The organism is Nocardia sp. NPDC055053 (genome assembly GCF_053608285.1).
Genome location: NZ_JBSGVD010000013.1, coordinates 165393 through 184262, shown reverse-complemented (window position 1 = coordinate 184262; position 18870 = coordinate 165393). Strand labels below are relative to the sequence as shown.

Annotated in this window: 13 protein-coding genes; 9 read left to right on the top strand and 4 right to left on the bottom strand. The window is 69.3% G+C overall.

The window, feature by feature from the left end:
• Positions 1-145: 145 nt before the first annotated feature.
• Entirely contained in the window at positions 146-1843 is a 1698-nt protein-coding gene (locus tag ACWF82_RS16605) for an aldehyde dehydrogenase family protein (protein ID WP_452502001.1), read from the bottom strand.
• Between the two features lie 57 nt (positions 1844-1900).
• Here ACWF82_RS16605 and serS point away from each other — a divergent pair, with 57 nt between their 5' ends.
• The 3 genes from serS (at position 1901) to ACWF82_RS16590 (ending at position 6455) form a co-directional block, all read left to right on the top strand.
• Positions 1901-3157: a serine--tRNA ligase gene (gene serS / locus ACWF82_RS16600; RefSeq protein ID WP_378846776.1), complete on the top strand. Its 1257-nt coding sequence runs from the start codon at positions 1901-1903 to the stop codon at positions 3155-3157.
• Positions 3158-3205: 48 nt separating this feature from the next.
• The gene (locus ACWF82_RS16595; protein ID WP_452501999.1) at positions 3206-5038 is read left to right on the top strand and encodes a putative bifunctional diguanylate cyclase/phosphodiesterase; all 1833 of its coding nucleotides are present in this window, start codon (positions 3206-3208) and stop codon (positions 5036-5038) included.
• A gap of 100 nt (positions 5039-5138) precedes the next feature.
• Positions 5139-6455 carry an MFS transporter gene (locus ACWF82_RS16590; RefSeq protein WP_452501997.1) on the top strand — a complete coding sequence of 439 codons (1317 nt, stop codon included), beginning with the start codon at positions 5139-5141 and terminating at the stop codon, positions 6453-6455.
• Here the strand turns inward: ACWF82_RS16590 and ACWF82_RS16585 are convergent, their stop codons facing one another.
• Positions 6456-6989 (bottom strand): hypothetical protein, encoded by a 534-nt coding sequence (locus tag ACWF82_RS16585; protein WP_452501995.1) that lies wholly within the window; start codon positions 6987-6989, stop codon positions 6456-6458.
• A gap of 95 nt (positions 6990-7084) precedes the next feature.
• Here ACWF82_RS16585 and ACWF82_RS16580 point away from each other — a divergent pair, with 95 nt between their 5' ends.
• From ACWF82_RS16580 to ACWF82_RS16555, 6 genes are all read left to right on the top strand, one after another.
• Complete coding sequence (locus ACWF82_RS16580) at positions 7085-8023, top strand: DMT family transporter (RefSeq protein WP_452501993.1); 939 nt, start codon at positions 7085-7087, stop codon at positions 8021-8023.
• 220 nt (positions 8024-8243) lie between these two features.
• Entirely contained in the window at positions 8244-10136 is a 1893-nt protein-coding gene (locus ACWF82_RS16575) for a serine/threonine-protein kinase (protein WP_452501991.1), read from the top strand.
• Between the two features lie 84 nt (positions 10137-10220).
• Entirely contained in the window at positions 10221-11384 is a 1164-nt protein-coding gene (locus ACWF82_RS16570; protein WP_452501989.1) for a DUF7373 family lipoprotein, read from the top strand.
• 17 nt (positions 11385-11401) lie between these two features.
• Positions 11402-13255 carry a serine/threonine-protein kinase gene (locus tag ACWF82_RS16565; RefSeq protein WP_452501987.1) on the top strand — a complete coding sequence of 618 codons (1854 nt, stop codon included), beginning with the start codon at positions 11402-11404 and terminating at the stop codon, positions 13253-13255.
• Positions 13252-15177 carry a protein kinase domain-containing protein gene (locus ACWF82_RS16560; protein ID WP_452501985.1) on the top strand — a complete coding sequence of 642 codons (1926 nt, stop codon included), beginning with the start codon at positions 13252-13254 and terminating at the stop codon, positions 15175-15177. Before ACWF82_RS16565 ends, ACWF82_RS16560 begins: the two co-directional genes overlap by 4 nt.
• Positions 15178-15242: 65 nt before the next feature.
• Positions 15243-16286 carry a Gfo/Idh/MocA family protein gene (locus ACWF82_RS16555; protein WP_452501983.1) on the top strand — a complete coding sequence of 348 codons (1044 nt, stop codon included), beginning with the start codon at positions 15243-15245 and terminating at the stop codon, positions 16284-16286.
• A 13-nt stretch (positions 16287-16299) separates the two neighbouring features.
• On the opposite strand, the gene ACWF82_RS16550 is transcribed toward ACWF82_RS16555, so the two are convergent.
• Positions 16300-17835: a Rieske 2Fe-2S domain-containing protein gene (locus ACWF82_RS16550; protein WP_452501981.1), complete on the bottom strand. Its 1536-nt coding sequence runs from the start codon at positions 17833-17835 to the stop codon at positions 16300-16302.
• Between the two features lie 42 nt (positions 17836-17877).
• Positions 17878-18783, bottom strand: coding sequence for a hypothetical protein (locus ACWF82_RS16545; protein ID WP_452501979.1), 906 nt, complete (start codon positions 18781-18783; stop codon positions 17878-17880).
• Positions 18784-18870: the final 87 nt, after the last annotated feature.

Sequence of the window (18870 nt, the reverse complement as noted above, 5' to 3'; positions counted from 1 at the left end):
GGCACCGGCCTCTCCGGGCAGCAGGCGACCGCTTGCTCCTTCGTCGCCTACGCAACGGCGCCTGACCGGCGGGACGGCCGCGAACCGCCGCTGCGCGGCGGCCCCTCCTCGAGGTCGGGGCGTGCGGGCAGGCTGTGCGGGACGCTCAGCCGCGCAAGGCTGAGGCGAAGATGCCGGGCAGGCGGGTGGGCTTGCCGTCGCCGTAGAACTCGGTCAGCTTGCGGCCGGTGGCCGTTCCGGTCTTGTTGGTGACGAACCACGGCGGCTTCGGGGTGGTGGTGAATTCGCCGCGCAGGACCGAGCGCGGCGCGGGCCGGAACGGGCCGCGCACCACGGTGCGTTCCACGTCGTCGAGCAGGAAGGCGTTGTGCACGACGCCGATGCCGCTCTGGATGTCGTCGAGCGTGTGGCCGGGGAAGGCGCCCCAGCTCGCGCGCGGGGTCAGGAAGGCCAGACCGGTCCAGGCGTTGAGCGCGACGGTGCCGTAGCGCAGGTCCTCGATCGCGGTGTCGAGCTCGCCGCCCAGTTCCTTGATGGTCGCCGGGTGCGCGATGATGTTGGCCCCGAGCGTGCCCATCAGCTTCTCGTTGGCGAAATCGACCGCGTTGCGCAGGAACTCGTTACCGGTTCCGGTGAGCTCGACCACGCCGAGGACGGGGGAGAAGTACTCGGTGCGCAGCAGCGGGGTATCGCCGGCCGGCAGGTTCTCGACCAGGACCCGGCCGTTGGCCCGCTCGGAACCGGGGTAGTCCGCCAGCGCGCCCTCGACCCGGCCGCCGCTGCCCGGGTAGTACGCGGGCCGCGACGGGGCGTTGTCGATCGCGGAGCGCAGCTCGGTGAGGAACTGCTCCTTGAGCGGCCAGTCCGCGCTGAGTACGACGGTCTGGGCGGCGACACAGTTGTAGCCGCCGTTGTGCAGCCGCTGGGTCGCCACATGCTCGGCCTGGAACTTCAGGTCGGCCGCCGACCAGTCGCCGGGGACGACGATGCACGGCGCGACGCCGCCCAGCTCGCTGGTGATCGGCTTGTCCAGGGCGGGCTCGCCGGTCTGCTTGCGCTGCGCGCCCTGCTCGCCGGGGCCCCACACGATCGCGTCGTGGGTGGGCGCGCCGCCGGTCATGTGCACGTGCGCGACCTGCGGGTGGGTGACCAGGTAGCCGCCCTCTGGCGCGCCACCGGTGAGGATGCGGACCGCGCCGATCGCGATGAACGGGGCGAAGATCGCCTGGAACACCGGCAGCAGCGGATCGGTGATCGGGTTGAGCTTGAGCGCGACGACCCGGTTGTTGGCGTAGAGCTCGTAGAGGGTGTCCAGCGGTGCGATCGACATGATGTTGCCCGCGCCGAGCACGGCCCCGACGCCGCCGGTCGCGGCCGGGTCGAGCTGGGCGAGTCCCGCCTTGCGCCGCGCGGTCGCGGCGTCGACGCCCGGCCGTAGCCACACATCGGCGCTGAACCCGTTGAGCAGCAGCTTGTCGTAGCCGCTGTGCGGCAGGGCAGGCACCGAAACGCGGCCGCCGGGCGCGGCACCGAACTCGACACCATCGAGCGGGCTCGCGCCGCGTTCGAGCGCTGCCATCGACTCGGCCAGCGCCTGCGCGCCGCCGAGCATCGTCATCGGCCCGGACATCCACTCCTCACCGACCAGCGGGCTGTCGGCGGACAGCTGCTTGATGGTGCAGGCGGCCGCGACCCAGGCCTCGGCATGGCGGGCGGTGAGCGCGTGGAGTTCCTCGAGCAGTTCGCGGCGGCGACGCAGATCCGTCGTGGCCCAGGTCTTCTCCCCTTGTGTGAGATCGGCGAGTGCGTTGTCGATGACGGCGGTGTCGAAAGTAGTACTCACACCGGCAACTATGCCCCTGTTCCGGCCACAAGGCATCAGCTACTAGGCTGTTTTCCTATGATCGACCTCCGATTCCTGCGCGAGAACCCGGAAGCCGTCCGAGCCTCGCAGCGGGCCCGCGGTGAGGACCCCGCTCTCGTCGACGCGCTGCTCGAAGCCGACGCAGCGCGCCGGGCCGCCGTCGCCACCGCCGACACGCTGCGTGCCGAGCACAAGGCGATGGGCAAGGTGATCGGCAAGGCGAGCAAGGAGGAGCGCCCGGCGCTGCTCGCCGCCGCGACCGACATGTCCGCGAAGGTCAAGGAGGCCGAGGTCGCGCAGAACGCGGCCGACGCCGACCTCGACGCCGCGCACCGCGCCATCTCCAATGTGGTGCAGGAGGGCGCGCCCGCCGGTGGCGAGGACGACTACATCGTGCTCGAGACGGTCGGCACCCCGCCGGAGTTCGACTTCGAGCCCAAGGATCACCTCGAGCTCGGCGAGTCGCTCGGCCTGATCGATATGGAGCGCGGCGCCAAGGTGTCGGGCTCGCGGTTCTACTTCCTCACCGGCGCGGGCGCGCTGCTGCAGCTCGGCCTGTTGCAGCTGGCCGCGCAGAAGGCCGTCGCCAATGGCTTCACCATGATGATCCCGCCGGTGCTGGTTCGCCCGGAGATCATGGCGGGCACCGGCTTCCTCGGTCAGCATTCGGCCGAGGTCTACCACCTGGCCGACGACGATCTGTACCTCGTCGGCACCTCGGAGGTACCGCTGGCCGGCTACCACGCCGAGGAGATCCTCGACCTGAGCGCGGGCCCGAAGCGCTATGCGGGCTGGTCGTCGTGTTTCCGGCGCGAGGCGGGCAGCTACGGCAAGGACACCCGCGGCATCATCCGCGTGCACCAGTTCGACAAGGTGGAGATGTTCGTCTACACCACCCCCGAGCAGGCCGATGCCGAGCATCAGCGGTTGCTGGCGTGGGAGCGCGAGATGCTGGCCGCCATCGATGTGCCCTACCGGGTGATCGATGTGGCCGCGGGCGATCTGGGCAGCTCGGCGGTCCGCAAATTCGACTGCGAGGCCTGGGTCCCGACCCAGCAGACCTACCGCGAGCTCACCTCCACCTCGAACTGCACCACCTTCCAGGCGCGCAGGCTCGCGATCCGCTACCGGGACGAGAACGGAAAGGCGCAGGTCGCGGCCACGCTGAACGGCACGCTGGCGACCACGCGCTGGATCGTGGCGATCCTGGAGAACCATCAGCAGGCCGACGGTTCGGTGCGGGTGCCCGCGGCGCTTGTGCCGTTCGTCGGCACCGACGTACTGAAACCGTAGAGCTCTTTTGGCAAACGCCCTGACCGAACAACATCTAGGCTGGTGCTCGTGCGAGGAATCGGGGCGCGCGGCGATACCCGAACCCGGGTGCGGGCGGCATCGGCGTTGGCGACGGCGAAGGTCATGGCCAGGACAACGGGGGCGTTCTACGTCCTCGGCGGTGTCCTCGGCCTGACGATCACTGCCATCGCACCGGGTGACGACGGTAATCGGCTGCTGGTCGGTACGGCGGCCGCGGTCGCGCTGGTACTCGGTCTGACATTGCTGGCGTGGGGTCCGCGGATGCCGCACACCCTGCACCACCTCTACCTGGCGACCGCCACCGTCCTGGTGACGATCGCGGTGCACTCCTTCCCGAACCTGGTCGGCGGCATCACGCTGGCCTCGTTCTATGTCTTCGTCGCCTGCGACGCCGCGCTGTTCTTCGCCTGGCCGCAGGCCGCCGCGCACATCGGTTTCGCCATGGCGCTGTGCCTGTGGGTGCTGCCCGATCGTGGCCTGCCCTGGTGGTCGGGCATGATCCCGGCAGGCGTCACCTTCGGCGCGGGTGTTGTCGTCGGCATCCTGACCAGGATGGCCTCGGACGCCGACATAGACGTGCTCACCGGCCTGCTGAACCGCCGCGGTTTCGAGAAGCAGCTCAACCCGGCGATCGACGCGGCGGGCCGCGGCGGTCAGGGCCTCGCCCTGGTCCTGGTCGACCTCGACCGCTTCCAGAAGATCAACGATCACCTCGGCCACCGGGCCGGTGACGCGGTCCTCCAGCGGGTCGCCGACACCTGGCTCGACCTGCTCGCCCCCGATCAGGTGCTTGCCCGCCTCGGTGGCGACGTCTTCGCGCTGCTGCTGCCCGGCACCACCGAGCAGGCCGCGATCCTGCTCACCGAGAAACTGCGCGCCGCGGTGACCATGGGCTGTTCGGCCGGTGTCACCTCCTGGCAGCCGGGCGAGTCAGGTTCGCTGCTGATCAGCCGCGCCGATGTCGGCCTGTACCGGGCCAAGCAGGCCGGCCGCAACCGCACGGTGCTCGAGTCGTCGCGGCAGCTGCCGCTGGCGGTGGAGTTGCGCGAGGCGATCGACCGCGGCGCCCTCGACGTGCACTACCAGCCGATCGTCAGCCTGACCGAGGACGGCGGCCAGGCGGTCGGTGTCGAGGCGCTGCTGCGCTGGTCGTCGAACGCCCAGCCCGAGGTCACCACCGAGGGCCTGATCCGGGTCGCCGAGGAATACGACCTCATCTCCGACCTGGACGAGCTGGTCCTGCGCCGCGCCTGCGCCGACGCCGCCCGCCTGCAGGAAAGCTTCGCCTCGCTCGATCTGACCCTCAACGTCAACGTCTCCGGCCTCGAGCTGGCCGAACCCGATTACGCCGAGCGGGTCGCGACCATCCTCAACGACACCGGCTGGCCCGCCGACCAGCTCGTCCTCGAGGTCACCGAGAGCGAACTGGCCGCCGAATCGCAGACCGCGATCACCAACCTGCACACCCTGCGCGACCGTGGCGTCCGCATCGCGATCGACGATTTCGGCACCGGCTACTCCTCGCTGAGCCGCCTGGCCACCATTCCCAGCGACATCCTCAAGGTCGACCAGTCCTTCGTCGCCGCGATCCGTTCCGATTCGCCGGCGCCGCCGCTGCTCGGCGTCATCGCCGCGCTCAGCAAGTCGCTGGATCTGCAGGTCATCGCGGAGGGCGTGGAGACCGAATACCAGGCGGCGGTGCTCACCGAGCTCGGCTTCGCACTGGCCCAGGGCTATCACTACAGCGATTCGCATCCGGTCTCGGAACTGATCAACGACCTCAACGACGGCAAACCCGCGATCGGCACCACCGACGACGACGATTCGCTGTCCGCGAGCGGCTGGATCCCCCTCGGATAATCGCTTGACGCACCGCGTGTGCGCGGCGAACGATGGACGCATGCGCATGCTCATCTACGGCTGTTGACCTGCGGAGCTCCGGCGACTCGGTGCGGCGGTGGTGGCACGGTTGACCCGTGAGCCGGTCGGCGTCCGCGGTGTCGCCCTTCGCGCGGTCCTGTTCAAGGGCACGCGCGACCTCCTGCCGATCTATGCCCTCTACGGCGTGCTGTTCGCCGATCACGGCCTGAGCACCGCGCAGATTTCCCTGTTGCTCGCCCTCTGGTCGATGACCGCGTTCGTGCTGGAGGTTCCGTCGGGCGCGTGGGCCGACACCGTCTCCCGGCGCGCGCTGCTGGTGCTGAGCTCTCTGCTGCAGGCGACCTGCTTCGCCCTCTGGATGCTGGCTCCGTCGTTCCTCGGCTTCGCGCTGGGATTCGTGGTGTGGGGTGTCGCCTCGTCCCTGGAATCGGGCACCTTCGAGGCGCTGATCTACGACGACCTCGTCGCCCGCGGCGAACCGTCGGCCTACGCCTCGATCATGGGCTGGGCGCGTGGCGCGCAGGAGACCACGGTGCTGGTGGCGATTCTGGCGGCGGCGCCGCTGTTCGCGCTCGGCGGTTATCCGCTGGTCGGCTGGGTCAGCGTCGGTATCGCCCTGCTGCACACCCTGACCGCCGTCGCGCTGCCGAACGCGCCGGTCGCCATCTCCGCCGGCGCCGTCGACGACCTCGACGACGAGCCGCCGGGACCAGCCGGGCCACACGTCGTCCCTGGGTCGGCGCAATCGATGTCCGGCGCCGAGCCGGCCGGACTGTCCCGGTATCTGACGATGCTGCGCACCGGCACCGCCGAAGCGTTCCGGGTTCGCCGGGTTCGCCGTGGCGTGCTCCTTGGCGCGCTGCTCTACGGCGTCACCGCCTTCGACGAGTACTTCGGCCTGCTCGCGGTCTCCGGCGGTTCGTCGACCAGCGGCTCCGCCCTGCTGGTCGGTGTGACCGTGGTCGGCTCGCTCGCCGGTTCCCTGCTGGCGGGCCGCACCGAAGCCGTCCCGGCGCGGTGGCTGGCGGCGGCACTGTTCGTCGCGGGCATTCTGTTCATCGCGGGAGCACTGGCGGCGGGCGCGGCACTCACGGCGGGTCCGTGGCTGCTGTGGGTCGGTTTCGTGGGAATCGGCATCGCCTACGGCATCGACTTCAATATCGACGTGGTGGCGGGTGCTCGGCTCCAGGACGCCATCGCGGGCCCGGCTCGCGCCACCGTCCTCTCGTTCTCCGGCCTGCTTTCGGAGATCGTGGCCCTGCTGGTCTTCGGCTTCGTCGCCGCGGCCACCCAGTGGCTGACGATGTCGACCACGATCGCCCTGCTCGGCACAGTCCTGCTCGTGGCCGCGCTGCTCACCCCGAGCTGGTTGCCGCCGCGGGCCGCCGACGACTAGTCACCATCGCACCATCGGCAGCGGACGAGCGGGATGCCGCACCAGATGCCGGAGGCCGCTGCGCACGAGGAACCGATGGAACCCGGCATAGGGAAACCGCTCCACGACCCGCGCCGCGAACTCCGCATCGATGCGGCCACGCAGCAATCCGTGGCTGACATCGACGCGATCGGCCAGCCGGAACGTCTCGACCAGCGGATCCGCCCGCGCCCGCAGGCCGTGGTGGTCGAGCACCATCGTCCGCACGAGTTCCTTTTCGGTGATCCCGAATTCGGCCGCGAACTCGTCGACCAGGCCGGCCGATGGCGCGAGATAGTCGAATGTTCCCGCCGTCCAGATGCCGAGATCGTGGACGGCCCAGGCCAGGGCTGTGGTGTCGGGAAGTTCTCCGCCGAGCAGTTCCCGCTGGTAGTTGGCACAGCGGTAGACGTGATTGCGGTAGGTCCGTTCGTCCTCGCCCAGTGCCGCGCGATGGCGTGCCAGCACCGCATCGATCACCGGATGGGACAGCATCGGAACCCTGGGAACTGACATCGTTTTCGCCCCCTGACGAACCATCCGGACAGCCGCCGGAGTCGCGGGTCAGTCTACTGTCGAAAGCTACGGCGGCGAGCTGACGGAAGGACGCGGTGGTCGGGCGCAACGGTCTCGGGTTGGTCTTCGGATTCTGCATCGGCGCCGGTGTCGCGGTGCAGGGGCGGATCAACGGCGCGCTCGGCGCCGAGCTGGGTGACGGTGTCGCGGCCGCCACGATCAGCTTCGGCACCGGCCTGATCGTGCTGCTGATCGCCTTGGCGGCCAGCCCGGCCTTCCGGTCCGGTCTCGCGAGCGTGCGCGCCGCCGTTGCCGACGGCACCGTGCGGCCGTGGCAGCTGCTCGGCGGTCTGTGCGGCGCGTTCTTCGTCGCGAGTCAGGGACTCACGATCGCCGCCATCGGCGTCACCGCGTTCACCGTCGCGGTCGTCGCCGGTCAGCTGCTCAGCAGCCTCGTCGTCGACCGCCTCGGCATCGCCCCGAACGGCGGGACATCGATCACCCCGTGGCGGGTGGTCGCCGCTGTCCTCGGCATCGCGGGCGTCGTCCTTTCGGCGGGCGGCAATTCCGCCCCGGCCCCGGCGGAAACCGGTGTGTCCGATGCCCTCCTCATCGTGCTGCCCGCGCTGGCGGGCATCGGCCTGGCCTGGCAGCAGGCGGTGAACGGCCGGGTCGGCGCGGTCGGCGGGCCCTTCCCGGCCACCCTGATCAACTTCGCCGTCGGCCTGGTCGCCCTCTGCCTGTTCGACGCCTACACCCTGGTCACCGCCGGCCTGCCGACACACTTCCCGACGGCCCCGTGGCTCTACCTCGGCGGCCTCATCGGCGTCGCGTTCATCGCACTCGCCGCGGTCACCGTCGGCATGATCGGTGTCCTGCTGCTCGGCCTCACCTCGGTCGCGGGCCAGCTCGTCGCCGCACTGCTGCTCGACGCCGCGGACGGAAGGCTCTCCGCCACCGCGGTTCTCAGCTGCGTCATCGTGCTCGGCGCGGTCGTGGTGGCGAGCCGAGCGACGCAGACAGGCGATAGCTAGCGTCACCACCGACGACGCGTCGGTCAACTCGACCACGCTCAATGGGGACGTTGGAGCATGTGGTGAATGCTCAGCGCAGTACGCGGTCCTCGAAACAGGCCCAACGGGCGGCGGTGTCGGATCAACGCGGGTGTTAGGTTGCTCGCGAACGAACCGAGCTCGCCGAACGATAGTGGCGAACTCGCCCGCGACGGCGGGATCGAAGTGGGGGAGTACCGAAGTGATCGAGCCGCTGTCGCCGGGCGAATCGCCGATGATCGGCCGCTACCGGATTCACGGCGTGCTCGGCGCGGGCGGAATGGGCCGCGTCGTGCTGGCCACCGGCCCGGACGGACGTTTCGTCGCGATCAAGCAGATCCACGCCCACCTGCTCGACGACCGCGAATTCCGCGCCCGCTTCGAACGCGAAGTAACCATTTCCGCCCGGGTGTCCGGCGCGTTCACCGCCGCGGTCGTCGACTTCGACACCAGCGGTGAAACACCCTGGCTCGCCTCGGTATTCATCGCGGGCGTGCCCCTCGACAAGGCAGTGCGCGAACACGGCCCGCTGCCCGTCCCTGCCCTGCGCACCCTCGCTTCCGGCCTGGCCTCCGCTCTGCACTCCATCCACAGCACCGGCCTGGTCCACCGTGATCTCAAGCCCGCCAACGTGATCCTCGCCGCCGACGGCCCACGCGTGATCGACTTCGGCATCGCCCAGGCGGTCGGCACCGGCGCCCAGCTCACCGAGGTCGGCGCCGTCGTCGGCTCACCCGCGTACATGTCCCCGGAACAGGCGATGAGCGAACCGGTGACCTCGGCCAGCGACGTCTTCTCCCTCGGTTCCCTGCTGTGCATGGCAGCCACCGGCCAGAGCCCGTTCGCCGCGACATCGGCGCCCTACACCCTGTTCAACATCGTCCACAGCGAACCACAACTCGACCAGGTACCCGCCCCGATGCGTGAACTGATCGCCGGTTGCCTGCGCAAGGATCCGAAGACCAGACCCACACCCGCCCAAATCCTCGACTACCTCGGCGTCCTCCCGGTCCAGCCGCAGCCGTGGCCCGCGCAGATCCATGCCGAAATCGGCAAGCAGACCGCAAATCTGGTGGCGATAACCTCGGATCCCGAAGCGACACAAATCCTTCCAGAGCATCTTCCTATACCGCGACAGTCGACCGAGATCCCGGCTGCGACCCCGAAACGACGCACCGCACTGCGACTGGGTCTTGTCGCGGTCGTCGCGGCGGTGATCGCCACCGGGCTCACCGTTGTCGTCCTTGGCGGCGGCGAATCGGCCGCCCCGGCCGCCACACCATCAGCGACCCTCCCAGCCCTCGATCAGCTGCGTGGCGTCGACGCGTGCGCTTGGCTGCCAGCAGCCCTCGGCGAATCCCTGCCCGCCGCCGTGGCCGCCAAAGCATCACCGGATGTCTCCGAGTGGCGCTGGCAGCCGACCTCGAGCTGGGGTTGTGACGGCAGCTCGGGCGGTGCGCGCGTCGCACTGGAAATAGGCGCCGCTCTGGACGGATTCGAGGCCAGCGGACAGGTCGTCAACGGTTACGCACTGGCCCGCCGAGGTGACGACTGCGCCTTCGCGGTCGACGGTGGCGCCGAGGGCCAGCGCTGGGGAATCACGGTCGACACCTTCTCTCGCGATACCTGCGCGCTCGCCGACCATGTCGTCGACCGCCTCACCGCCTCGCTCGCCGAACTGCGCAGCGACCCCGCCGCACAGAAGTCACTGTCGTCGGTCGATCCCTGCACGCTGGTCGATGCTTCGACGGCCACGGCGTCCGGGATATCCGGTCCCGGCATCGTGAAATCAGCGCACACCTGCGCATGGACAGGCGCCACAAGCGCCCGAATCACGCTGTCGCAGCGACGGCAGGAGCAGACCTCGATGGAGCCGAAGACCATTGATATCGGCGATGGTGTGCGGGTAGACGAGCCGGACCTGTCCACCAAATCCACCGAATGCCGCAGGGTGTACCGATTCCGCAAGATCGGCCAGACCTTCGTCGAAGTCGTCGAAGTGGTCGTCAGCGACGCGAATCAGCGCACGGCTCAGCTGTGCCCGGTCGCCGATGTGCTCGTCAAACAGGCGGTCGGCCGGTTGTCTGTGCGGTAGCGGTACCGAATGGGCGGGTGATAGTTTCACGGCAGAGTTCGGGAGGGGCCCGGCGTACAGCCAGCCGGTCGGAGGGGAACATTCGTGCGTTACCGGTCGCGCTGTCTGGCGGTATTGCTGTCGCTCACCCTGCTCACCGCGGCGTGCGGTGACGAATCCGTCGTGCTCGATCACGGCGACTACGCCCTGGAGCCGGTGCCGGGCGACTACGACGACGCACCGGATCGACTGCGGGGGTCGCTGGCGGAATCGGTGCGCATCGGCGAGCGGGTCCTGTTCGCCGACCGCGTCGACCCCGACCTGGCGGTAGGCGACGGGGGTGGCGTCATCGTCGGCCTGCGTGGCGTTACCGAGATGCTCTCCGGTGTGCAGCGTCAGGCGCTGCTGCCGTTCGACGTGCTTGCCGGTTTCGGTGCGACGGGCAGCAACGGCCAGCTGGACAACGAGCAAAAAGAGAAATACCTGTCGATATCGATCCTGTCGTTGCCCGATGCGGACCAGGCCACCGCCGCCGCGCAGGCCATGGCCGCGGCGGACTTCGGCGCCAATACCGAGAACGCGCCGCTCCCACTGCCCGACTACCCTGCGGCACTGAGCCATTGGCGACCGGGCGTGCCGACGGTCGGCAGCTGGCTGGTGTGGAAGAACCTGGTGATCCGGGTCTTCGCGAAGGTCGTCGATCCACTGCCTGAGGTACTGGGCGATCTGCTCACCCGTACCTACCGTGCTCAGCTCGCCGACCTCGAAAGCTTCGTGCCCACCCCCGCCGCCGACCTGTCGACCTTGAAACTCGATAGCGGCCAGCTGCTCACCCGGGTAGTGAAGACCGGCGAATACTGGCCCAACAATGTGGATTTCGTGGTCTACGGGCCCCGCGCCTTCTCGCTGATGCTCGACAAGCCCACGGTGCGCCTGCGTGAATTCGAGGCGAGCTCGGTCGGCGCTGTCGCGGTGTCGTACAACAAGTTCCTGCATCGCGCCCGTGACGAACGAGCCGCGCACACCTTCGCCGAGTCGGAAGAGAAGCTGTTGCTCGATGCCGATTACACGGCCATGCCGAACGGCTCGGGGCTTCCCGGCGTCGAGTGCTATCGCGCGGCGCGGCCGAGCTCCAATGTGATCGCCGCCCGTCGGTTCGCCTGCCTGGTGCGCCACAACGAGTTCGTCGTCCGCGTGTACAGCAACCAGGAATCCGACATCCGGCAGCTGGCGGTCGCGCAGTACGCGTTGCTGAGCGGCTCGCGGTGAGTACGGGAGGCGAGGCGATGAAACCGCTGGGTCCACAGGATCCCGAGCAGCTGGGCCGCCATCGTCTGCTGGCGGTGATCGGCCGCGGCGGGATGGGCCAGGTGCTGCTCGGGCAGTCGCCCGACGGCCGGCTGGTCGCCGTGAAGCAGATCCATCGGCAGTTCACCGGCAGCCCGGAGTTCCGGGCCAGGTTCCGCCGCGAGGTGCTCGCCTCCCAACAGGTGACCGGTGCCTACACCGCAGGCGTCGTGGATCACGACGCCGAGTCCGAAACACCCTGGCTGGCCTCGGAATACATCGCCGGGCCCTCGCTGCAGGACATGGTCGGCGAGTTCGGCCGTCTGACGGTGAGCGGGCTGAAACTGCTGGCCACCGGCCTGGCGATGGCATTGCTCGAGATCCATCGCACCGGCCTGGTGCATCGCGATCTGAAGCCGAGCAATGTCCTGCTCACCATCGACGGCCCGCGGGTGATCGACTTCGGCATCGCCAGGGCGCTCGAGGACGACGTCACCCTCACCGCGACCGGCGCGGTCATCGGCTCGCCCGCGTACATGTCGCCCGAGCAGGCCGAATGCCGCGAGCTGACAACGGCTTCCGATGTCTTCGCGGTCGGCGCGATCCTCGCGATGGCGGCCACCGGCGCCAGCCCGTTCGACGCGGCGTCGACACCGCAGGTCCTCTACAACGTGCTGTACACAACGCCCGACACCACCGGCATTCCTGATCCGATCCGGGCGTTGGTCACGGCCTGCTTGTCGAAGGACCCGGCGGCTCGCCCGACGCCCGAGCAGTTGCTCGACGCGGCAAGCGCGATCAACGCCGAACCGGTCTGGCCGGTCCGGATCCGCAGGCGGATCGCCGAAAACCATGCCGAGGCGGGCCGCTGGGCAACGGGCATCGCCACGACGGAAACGGCAGCCGCCCCGCCACCGAAGCGGCTGTGGCAGCGAGTTGTCCCCGCCGCCGCGGTGGTCTCGACGCTGGTACTCGCTGCCATCGCCATCGGAGGTCTCGGCGTCGACGGCACCGCTGTCGCCATGGACGATCCGCCGCTGGCGATGACCGACGACGAAACCCGCCGACTCGATGTCTGCGAGTTGCTGACACCGCCGGTGCTCGGCGAACTCGGCACGGCGGTAGGCGAACTCGTGCCGGGCGGGGTGACCGGCTGCAGCATCTTCTACCGCGATCAGACCGGGCACAAGGTGTACTTCACTCTCGAGACCGCGCTCACGCCCAGCGAGATCCGCTCGGACAAGTCACGGATGGGCAGCACCATCAACTGGATGCCGGTGCTCGGACGACACCGGGAAGCCCGGATCTGTGACCGCTCGGTGGTGACGCAGAGCGGCTTGCCGTTCGTGCTGACCATGACCGCCCAGGCGCCGGAGGGCGACGGCTGTCCGGCCGCGGAGCGCGCCCTCGGCGCGGTGGTCCGCAGGCTGGCGGTCAATCCACCACTGCACGACTACGCGCCGGATTCGCCCCTCCTGGTCGACACCTGCGCCCTGATCGATATGGCCGTCATCCGACCAGTGGTCGGTGATGCGGTGCGATCGAAGACGGCGCACACCTGCTGGGTGTCGGGGCGCGACGGCTCCTTCTCGATCGAGGTCGACGATCGCGTCCGACCGGACAACGTGACCGGGTCGAAGAGCCGCACCACGCGGACTGTCGGCGATCGCACGGTCTACATCGATCGCGAGGACACGAGCTGCAAGCTCGTCGCCATGATCCGGCCCAGTCGCGACGATCGGGCCGAGCAGGTGTCGGCCACCTACTTCTCGTCTCGCCCGGACAAGCCAACCAGCTGCGATACCGCTGCCGCCCTGTTCGCTCCCGTTCTCGCGAAGTTGCCGACAAAATGACGATCCATCCCCGCGATCCCGGCGACCCCGACACCATCGGCCGCTACCGGGTACTCGGCACCCTCGAATCCGCCGTCGGCTTCCACTCGGTGCTGGCCGCCGCACCCGACGACGCGTTGGTCGTCGTGCAGCAGGCACAACCGGAGCTGCTCGATGAGCCCGAATTCCGACTGAGGATGCGGCACAGCGCGGTAGCCGCGATGCGTGTCTCCGGCGCCACCAACACCACGGTGATCGATGTCGACGCTGATGCCGAGAAGCCCTGGCTTGCCTCGGTATTCGTCCCCGGCGTGCGACTGGACAGTGCCGTCGCCGAACACGGACCGCTGCCGGTCCCCGCCGTCCGCGCACTCGCCGCGGCGCTGGCCGCCGCCCTGCGCACCGTGCACGCGGCGGGCCTCGTTCATCAACGGATCCGCGCTGATTCGGTGCTGTTGGCCAGGGACAGTGGACGTCTCGGCGAAATCGGCATCACGCCGGTGGCCGGACCACCGTCGACCGGCAGCGTGACCACCCTCGGCACCCCGGACTTCCTGTCCCCGGAACAGGCCCTCGGTCTGGCGATCACCCCGGCCGCCGATGTGTTCGCCCTCGGCTCGGTCCTTGCCTTCGCGGCCTCCGGCGTCGCCCCGTTCACGGCGCCGTCGGTGCCGTACACGCTGTTCAATATCGCGCAGCGGGAGCCAGATCTGAGCGGGATACCGGAACCGCTGTTCGAGATGATCGCGGCGTGCCTGCGCAAGGATCCGGCGGCCCGGCCAACGCCAGCGCAGATCCTGGACTATCTCGGCGGCCCGCCCGCGGAGCCCGCACCATGGCCCGCGCCGGTCCTCGATGACATCGGCCGCCAGCAGGACCAGGTGGCGGCCTTGCTCGCCGCACTGCCGCCGATCGTCGCGCCGGAAGCGCCACCGTCGCGGCCGTTGCCCGAAGTCCTCGCGGGCATCGGCAGGACCGTACTGGAAACCTTCAGGCGCGCAACGAAAGCCGGTCGTCGAGGTTGGACCGGCGCTGGACCTGGCGTGCAACGCGGCGTGGCCGGCGGGTTGGCGGCACTGCTCCTCGTCGTCGGCGGCATCACCTATTTCGTCACCAGACCGGCGAGCGAACCGTCGCCGGTAACCGGTTTGACCCTCGCCCAGCTACGCCAGATCGATGCCTGCCCCTGGCTCACCACGGCCCTCGGAGACGCGGTTCCGGTATCGCCGACCCCGCTGGCCGCCGATGCCTGGAAGCTGCAGCCGTCTTTGGCATGGGGTTGCCGGGCCAGCGCGGGCGGGTACTCCTTCAGCCTCATGCTGGGGGAGGAGGACGAGTACCTGACGCCGAATCAGACTGTCGTCGACGGAGTCCCGATCATCGACGGCAGCTCGGCGGCCTGCACGCGGGCCATCGCCAGCCCTGGCGCTGAGCGTGACGCGGGAATCGTCATCACTCTCACCCGGCCTTCCGGGGTGAAGGACTGCCCCGGCATCGACTACATCGCGGCCAATATCGCCCGTTCGCTGGCGGACGCGCCGCCCGCCGAGGGCAGGGAGTCGTCGCTGGCCCTGCTCGACCCGTGCGCGCTGCTCGACCGCGACGCCGTCACCGCGCAGATCGGCGTGCTGCCCGCCGAACCGACGATCGCCGCGGCGCACACCTGCCAGTGGGATGCCCGCCTGCGACTCAGCGTGAAGCTGCTCCCCACCAGCATGCTCACCAAGGGCGACGACCTGGTGACCATCTCCGTCGACGGGCTGCAGGTGTATGTCGACAAGGGCAACTCGAAGGCCATCTGCACCCGCGCCTACCTCCGGTCGGACTCCAGCGAGGAGACGGTGGAGGTCTCGGTGCACGGCACCGAGGGATTCCGTGACGACTATTGCGCCATCGCCACCGCGACCCTGCGCCAGGTGGTGGAGAAGCTGCCGACCCGCTGAGATCCCCGTCCGGCGTCCGGCTCCGGGGCATACTCGTTCCCGGGGACCACCACGAAGGGACAGCGATGGACCAGCTCGGGGTAGCGGTAGTCGGATACGGCCTGGCCGGCTCGGTGTTCCACGCACCGCTGATCGCGGCCGATCCGCGGTTGCGGGTGGCGGCGGTGGTCACCTCGTCGCCGGAGCGGGCCGAGCAGGCGCAGGCGGAACATCCCGGTGCGCGGGTGTGGCCGAGTGCCGACGCGCTGTTCACCGAAGCCGACGACATCGACCTCGCGGTGATCGCCACGCCCAACCGTTCCCACGCGCCGCTGGCGCTCCAGGCGCTGGCCGCCGGGCTGCCGGTGGTCGTCGACAAACCGTTCGCGGTGACGTCGGCCGACGCCGACGAAGTAGTCACTGCGGCCGAACGCGCCGGCTTGCCGTTGAGCGTTTTCCAGAATCGCCGCTGGGACAACGACTTCCTGACGGTGCGCGGCCTGATGGACGCGGGCGAGCTGGGCGAGATCCGCCGTTTCGAGTCCCGCTTCGAACGCTGGCGCCCGACCCCCAAGGGCGGCTGGCGGGAACTGGGCGAGGCCGAGGCCGGCGCGGGCATCCTCTTCGACCTGGGCAGTCACCTGGTCGACCAGGCACTGACCCTGTTCGGCCCGGTCACCGAGCTCTACGCCGAACTCGACCACCGCCGCCCCGGCGTGCAAGCCGACGACGACGCCTTCATCGCCCTCACCCACGCCTCCGGCACCCGCTCGCAACTGTGGATGAGTGCCGTCGCACCACAACTGGGCCCACGCATGCGAGTCCTCGGTTCCACCAACGCCTACACCGTCTACGGCCTTGACCCACAGGAAGACGCGCTGCGCGCGGGCCGCCGCCCGGTCGACGGAAAACCGTGGGGCACAGTCCGACCCGAGAAGTGGGGAACCTTCGGCGCGGGCGACGACCTCCGCCCGATCCCCACCGTCCCCGGTGACTACCCGGCCTTCTACGCGGGCATGGCCGCCGCCCTCCTCGACGACGCCCCCGTCCCCGTCGACCCACGCGACGCCGTGGAAACCCTGCGCATCCTCGAATACGCCCGCCACGTAGCCGGCCCCGCCGAGCCCTGAACAAAATCCGGTGTCAGAGTTTGCGCGAGCGCAGTTCGTGGCCCTTGGAGGTCTTGCAGCGGCCCGATTCCAGGTCCCACTGCCAGCCGTGCAGGTTGCAGGTGAGGTTGTTGCCTTCCACCACACCGAATTTCGAGAGGTCGGCCTTGAGGTGGGGGCAGCGGCGCTGGACTTCCCAGCCGTCGAGTTCGGTGACGGCGGAGTCGTCGTGCGCCTCGGAGAACCAGCCGTCGGCGTAGGCGATGCGCTCGTCGGTGAGGCACTTGAAGAAGGTGTAGAGGAACTCGTTGTAGCCGCCGATGCGCCACGCCTGGAACCGGGTGGACAGGAAGATCGTGTTGACCCAGTCCGGCTCGTTGTCGCGCAGCACGGTGCGCACCAGCTCGGGCGCGATCCGGAAGCCGTACCGGTAACGGCCCTCACCCTCGAGCGGCTCGCGCACGGTGCGATGCGGGAAGTCCAGCACCACGGTCTCGTCGCCGATGACCAGGCCGACCGGGTAACCGATACCGTCGCTGATCAGCGCCGACTGCTTCATGATCGGCTCGAACAGCTCACGCAGCGGCTCGAGCAGCGAACCATCACCGATCTCCCACGACGCCTTCTCGGCCGCGAGGACCGGCGCGAAACGCTCGGCCATCTCGGCGATATAGGCGGCCTTGTCGCCGTAGATCCGGTCCGGATCGAACGGGTGCTCCAGATCGAGTTCCTTGCCGCGCACGTCGGCGACCGAACCCGGGATCATCAGGATGCCGCCGGCGTTGCCGTGGATCTCCATCTGCTCGAGGAAAACGATCTGGTCGGGGAAGATATTGCCTTCGTCGCCGCGATCGTCGTTGAGGTAGCGCAGTTCCTCATCGAGGAACACCGGCGGACCGGCCGATGGCACGACCCAGGTCGCCCCGACCTGCTCGATGTAGGAGCGAGCGCGGTCCATGCCGCGCTGGCGCTTCTGCTTGCCGAAGTTGGCCTTGGTGCGCGCCGGGATGTCGTACACCGCCGGGTACCAGATGGCGCCCGAGTACTGGAGCAGGTGGATGTCGATGTCACCGAACGCGTCGTGGATGACGTCCATGTCCACCGGGCGCGCGTCGTTCATGTTGAAACAGGTGGTCTCACCGTCGGAGATGAGAATGCCGGAGTCGCCGATCGGACCGTCGGCGGGCGCGCGCAGCGCCACGATCATGATGTCGAGCGCGCCCTTGGGCCCGGTGACGGTGTGCTTGACCGAGTCCTCGGTCTCGAAGAACTTGGTGAAGCCGAGCGCCTCGAGCTCGCGGCGCAGATCCGGCACCGGGTAGTCGGGCAGCAGGATCGTCGCGTCCTTGTTGACGTACTTGCGCAGGTGCGCGGCGTCGAAGTGGTCGCGGTGCAGGTGCGAGACATACAGGTAGTCGACATCGCCGAGCGACTCCCAATCGAGCTGGGAGTTGTCCGGAAAGGGAAACCACGACGCGAAATAGGCGGGATTGACCCAGGGATCGCACAGGATCGTCCCGGCCGTGGTGCGGATATGGAAGCCGGCGTGTCCGACGCTGGTGATCTGCACGAGCTTGTCCTCCTGACCAGTACCAGCCAACCAGGGTAGTGGTTAGGCCGTCACGTCACCGATGCAATAGCCCTCTGCGGTGGGGGCGACGGTGAAAGTTCGGATCCGCGTGCCCCCGGGCGAGGTGGTCACCGGGACGTGAACTGCCAGGTAGTCGCCGCGAACCTGGTCGGATCGTAGCTCCTCACCGGCGTAGGAGGTGACATTGCCTACTTTGGCCGAGTCGCCGGTCAGCGGGGGTGCTGTTGGGTTGCCGGTGCCTCGCGGATCCCAGGTGGTGAGGGTTGCCTTGCAGGTCAGCGGATGGGTGGTTTCGATATCGGCCGGATCGAGTGGTTTGCCCACTGCTCGCGCGAGGTAGCGGCGCACGGTGTGGCGCGCGTCGGCCTCGTCGTAACCGGGCTCGACACCCGCCGCGAACGCGCGCCCGCACGCGTACCCGGTGGCGGCGGCCTCGCGCTCCACGGTGACGGTGATGGTGCGGTTGCGCCAGGTGACGGTGTCGGCGGTCGCGGTGCCCGGCTGGCTGAGCGCGGCCAGGATCGCCTCCGGGTCGGCGTACATGTCGGCGACCGTGCGTGGCGGGATGGCCCAGCACTTGTCCTGCAACTCGGCGATCGTGCCGGTCTGCAGGTCGGCGGCCCAGCGGCGCACCGCGGTCACGGCGTCGGCGGCGCCGGGCACCGCCCCGACCTGCGGCGCGTCGGCGGGCAGTGGGGTCGTCGCCCCGGTCGGGGCAGGCTCGCCGGGTGCGATCGCCTGGGTGGCGGTTGTCGTCGGCGCCGCCGTTGTCGTCGCGGTGGTGGTGCCCGCCGGATCGTCGCCGGGGATGCCCGAGACGGAGTCGCATCCGGCGATCAGGGCAGCGGTGACGGTGAGTCCCGCGGCCAGCGCGACGGCGCGGCGCCGGCGGGTCGGAGTGAGCGGGGTCAGCTGAGCGCGTTCCACGACGACGTTCCTCTTCCTGGGCCGGGGCACCCGCGTGTTTCGCCGCGGGTGATGACTGCCGGGGCGAGCGAGCTCGCCGGGGATAGA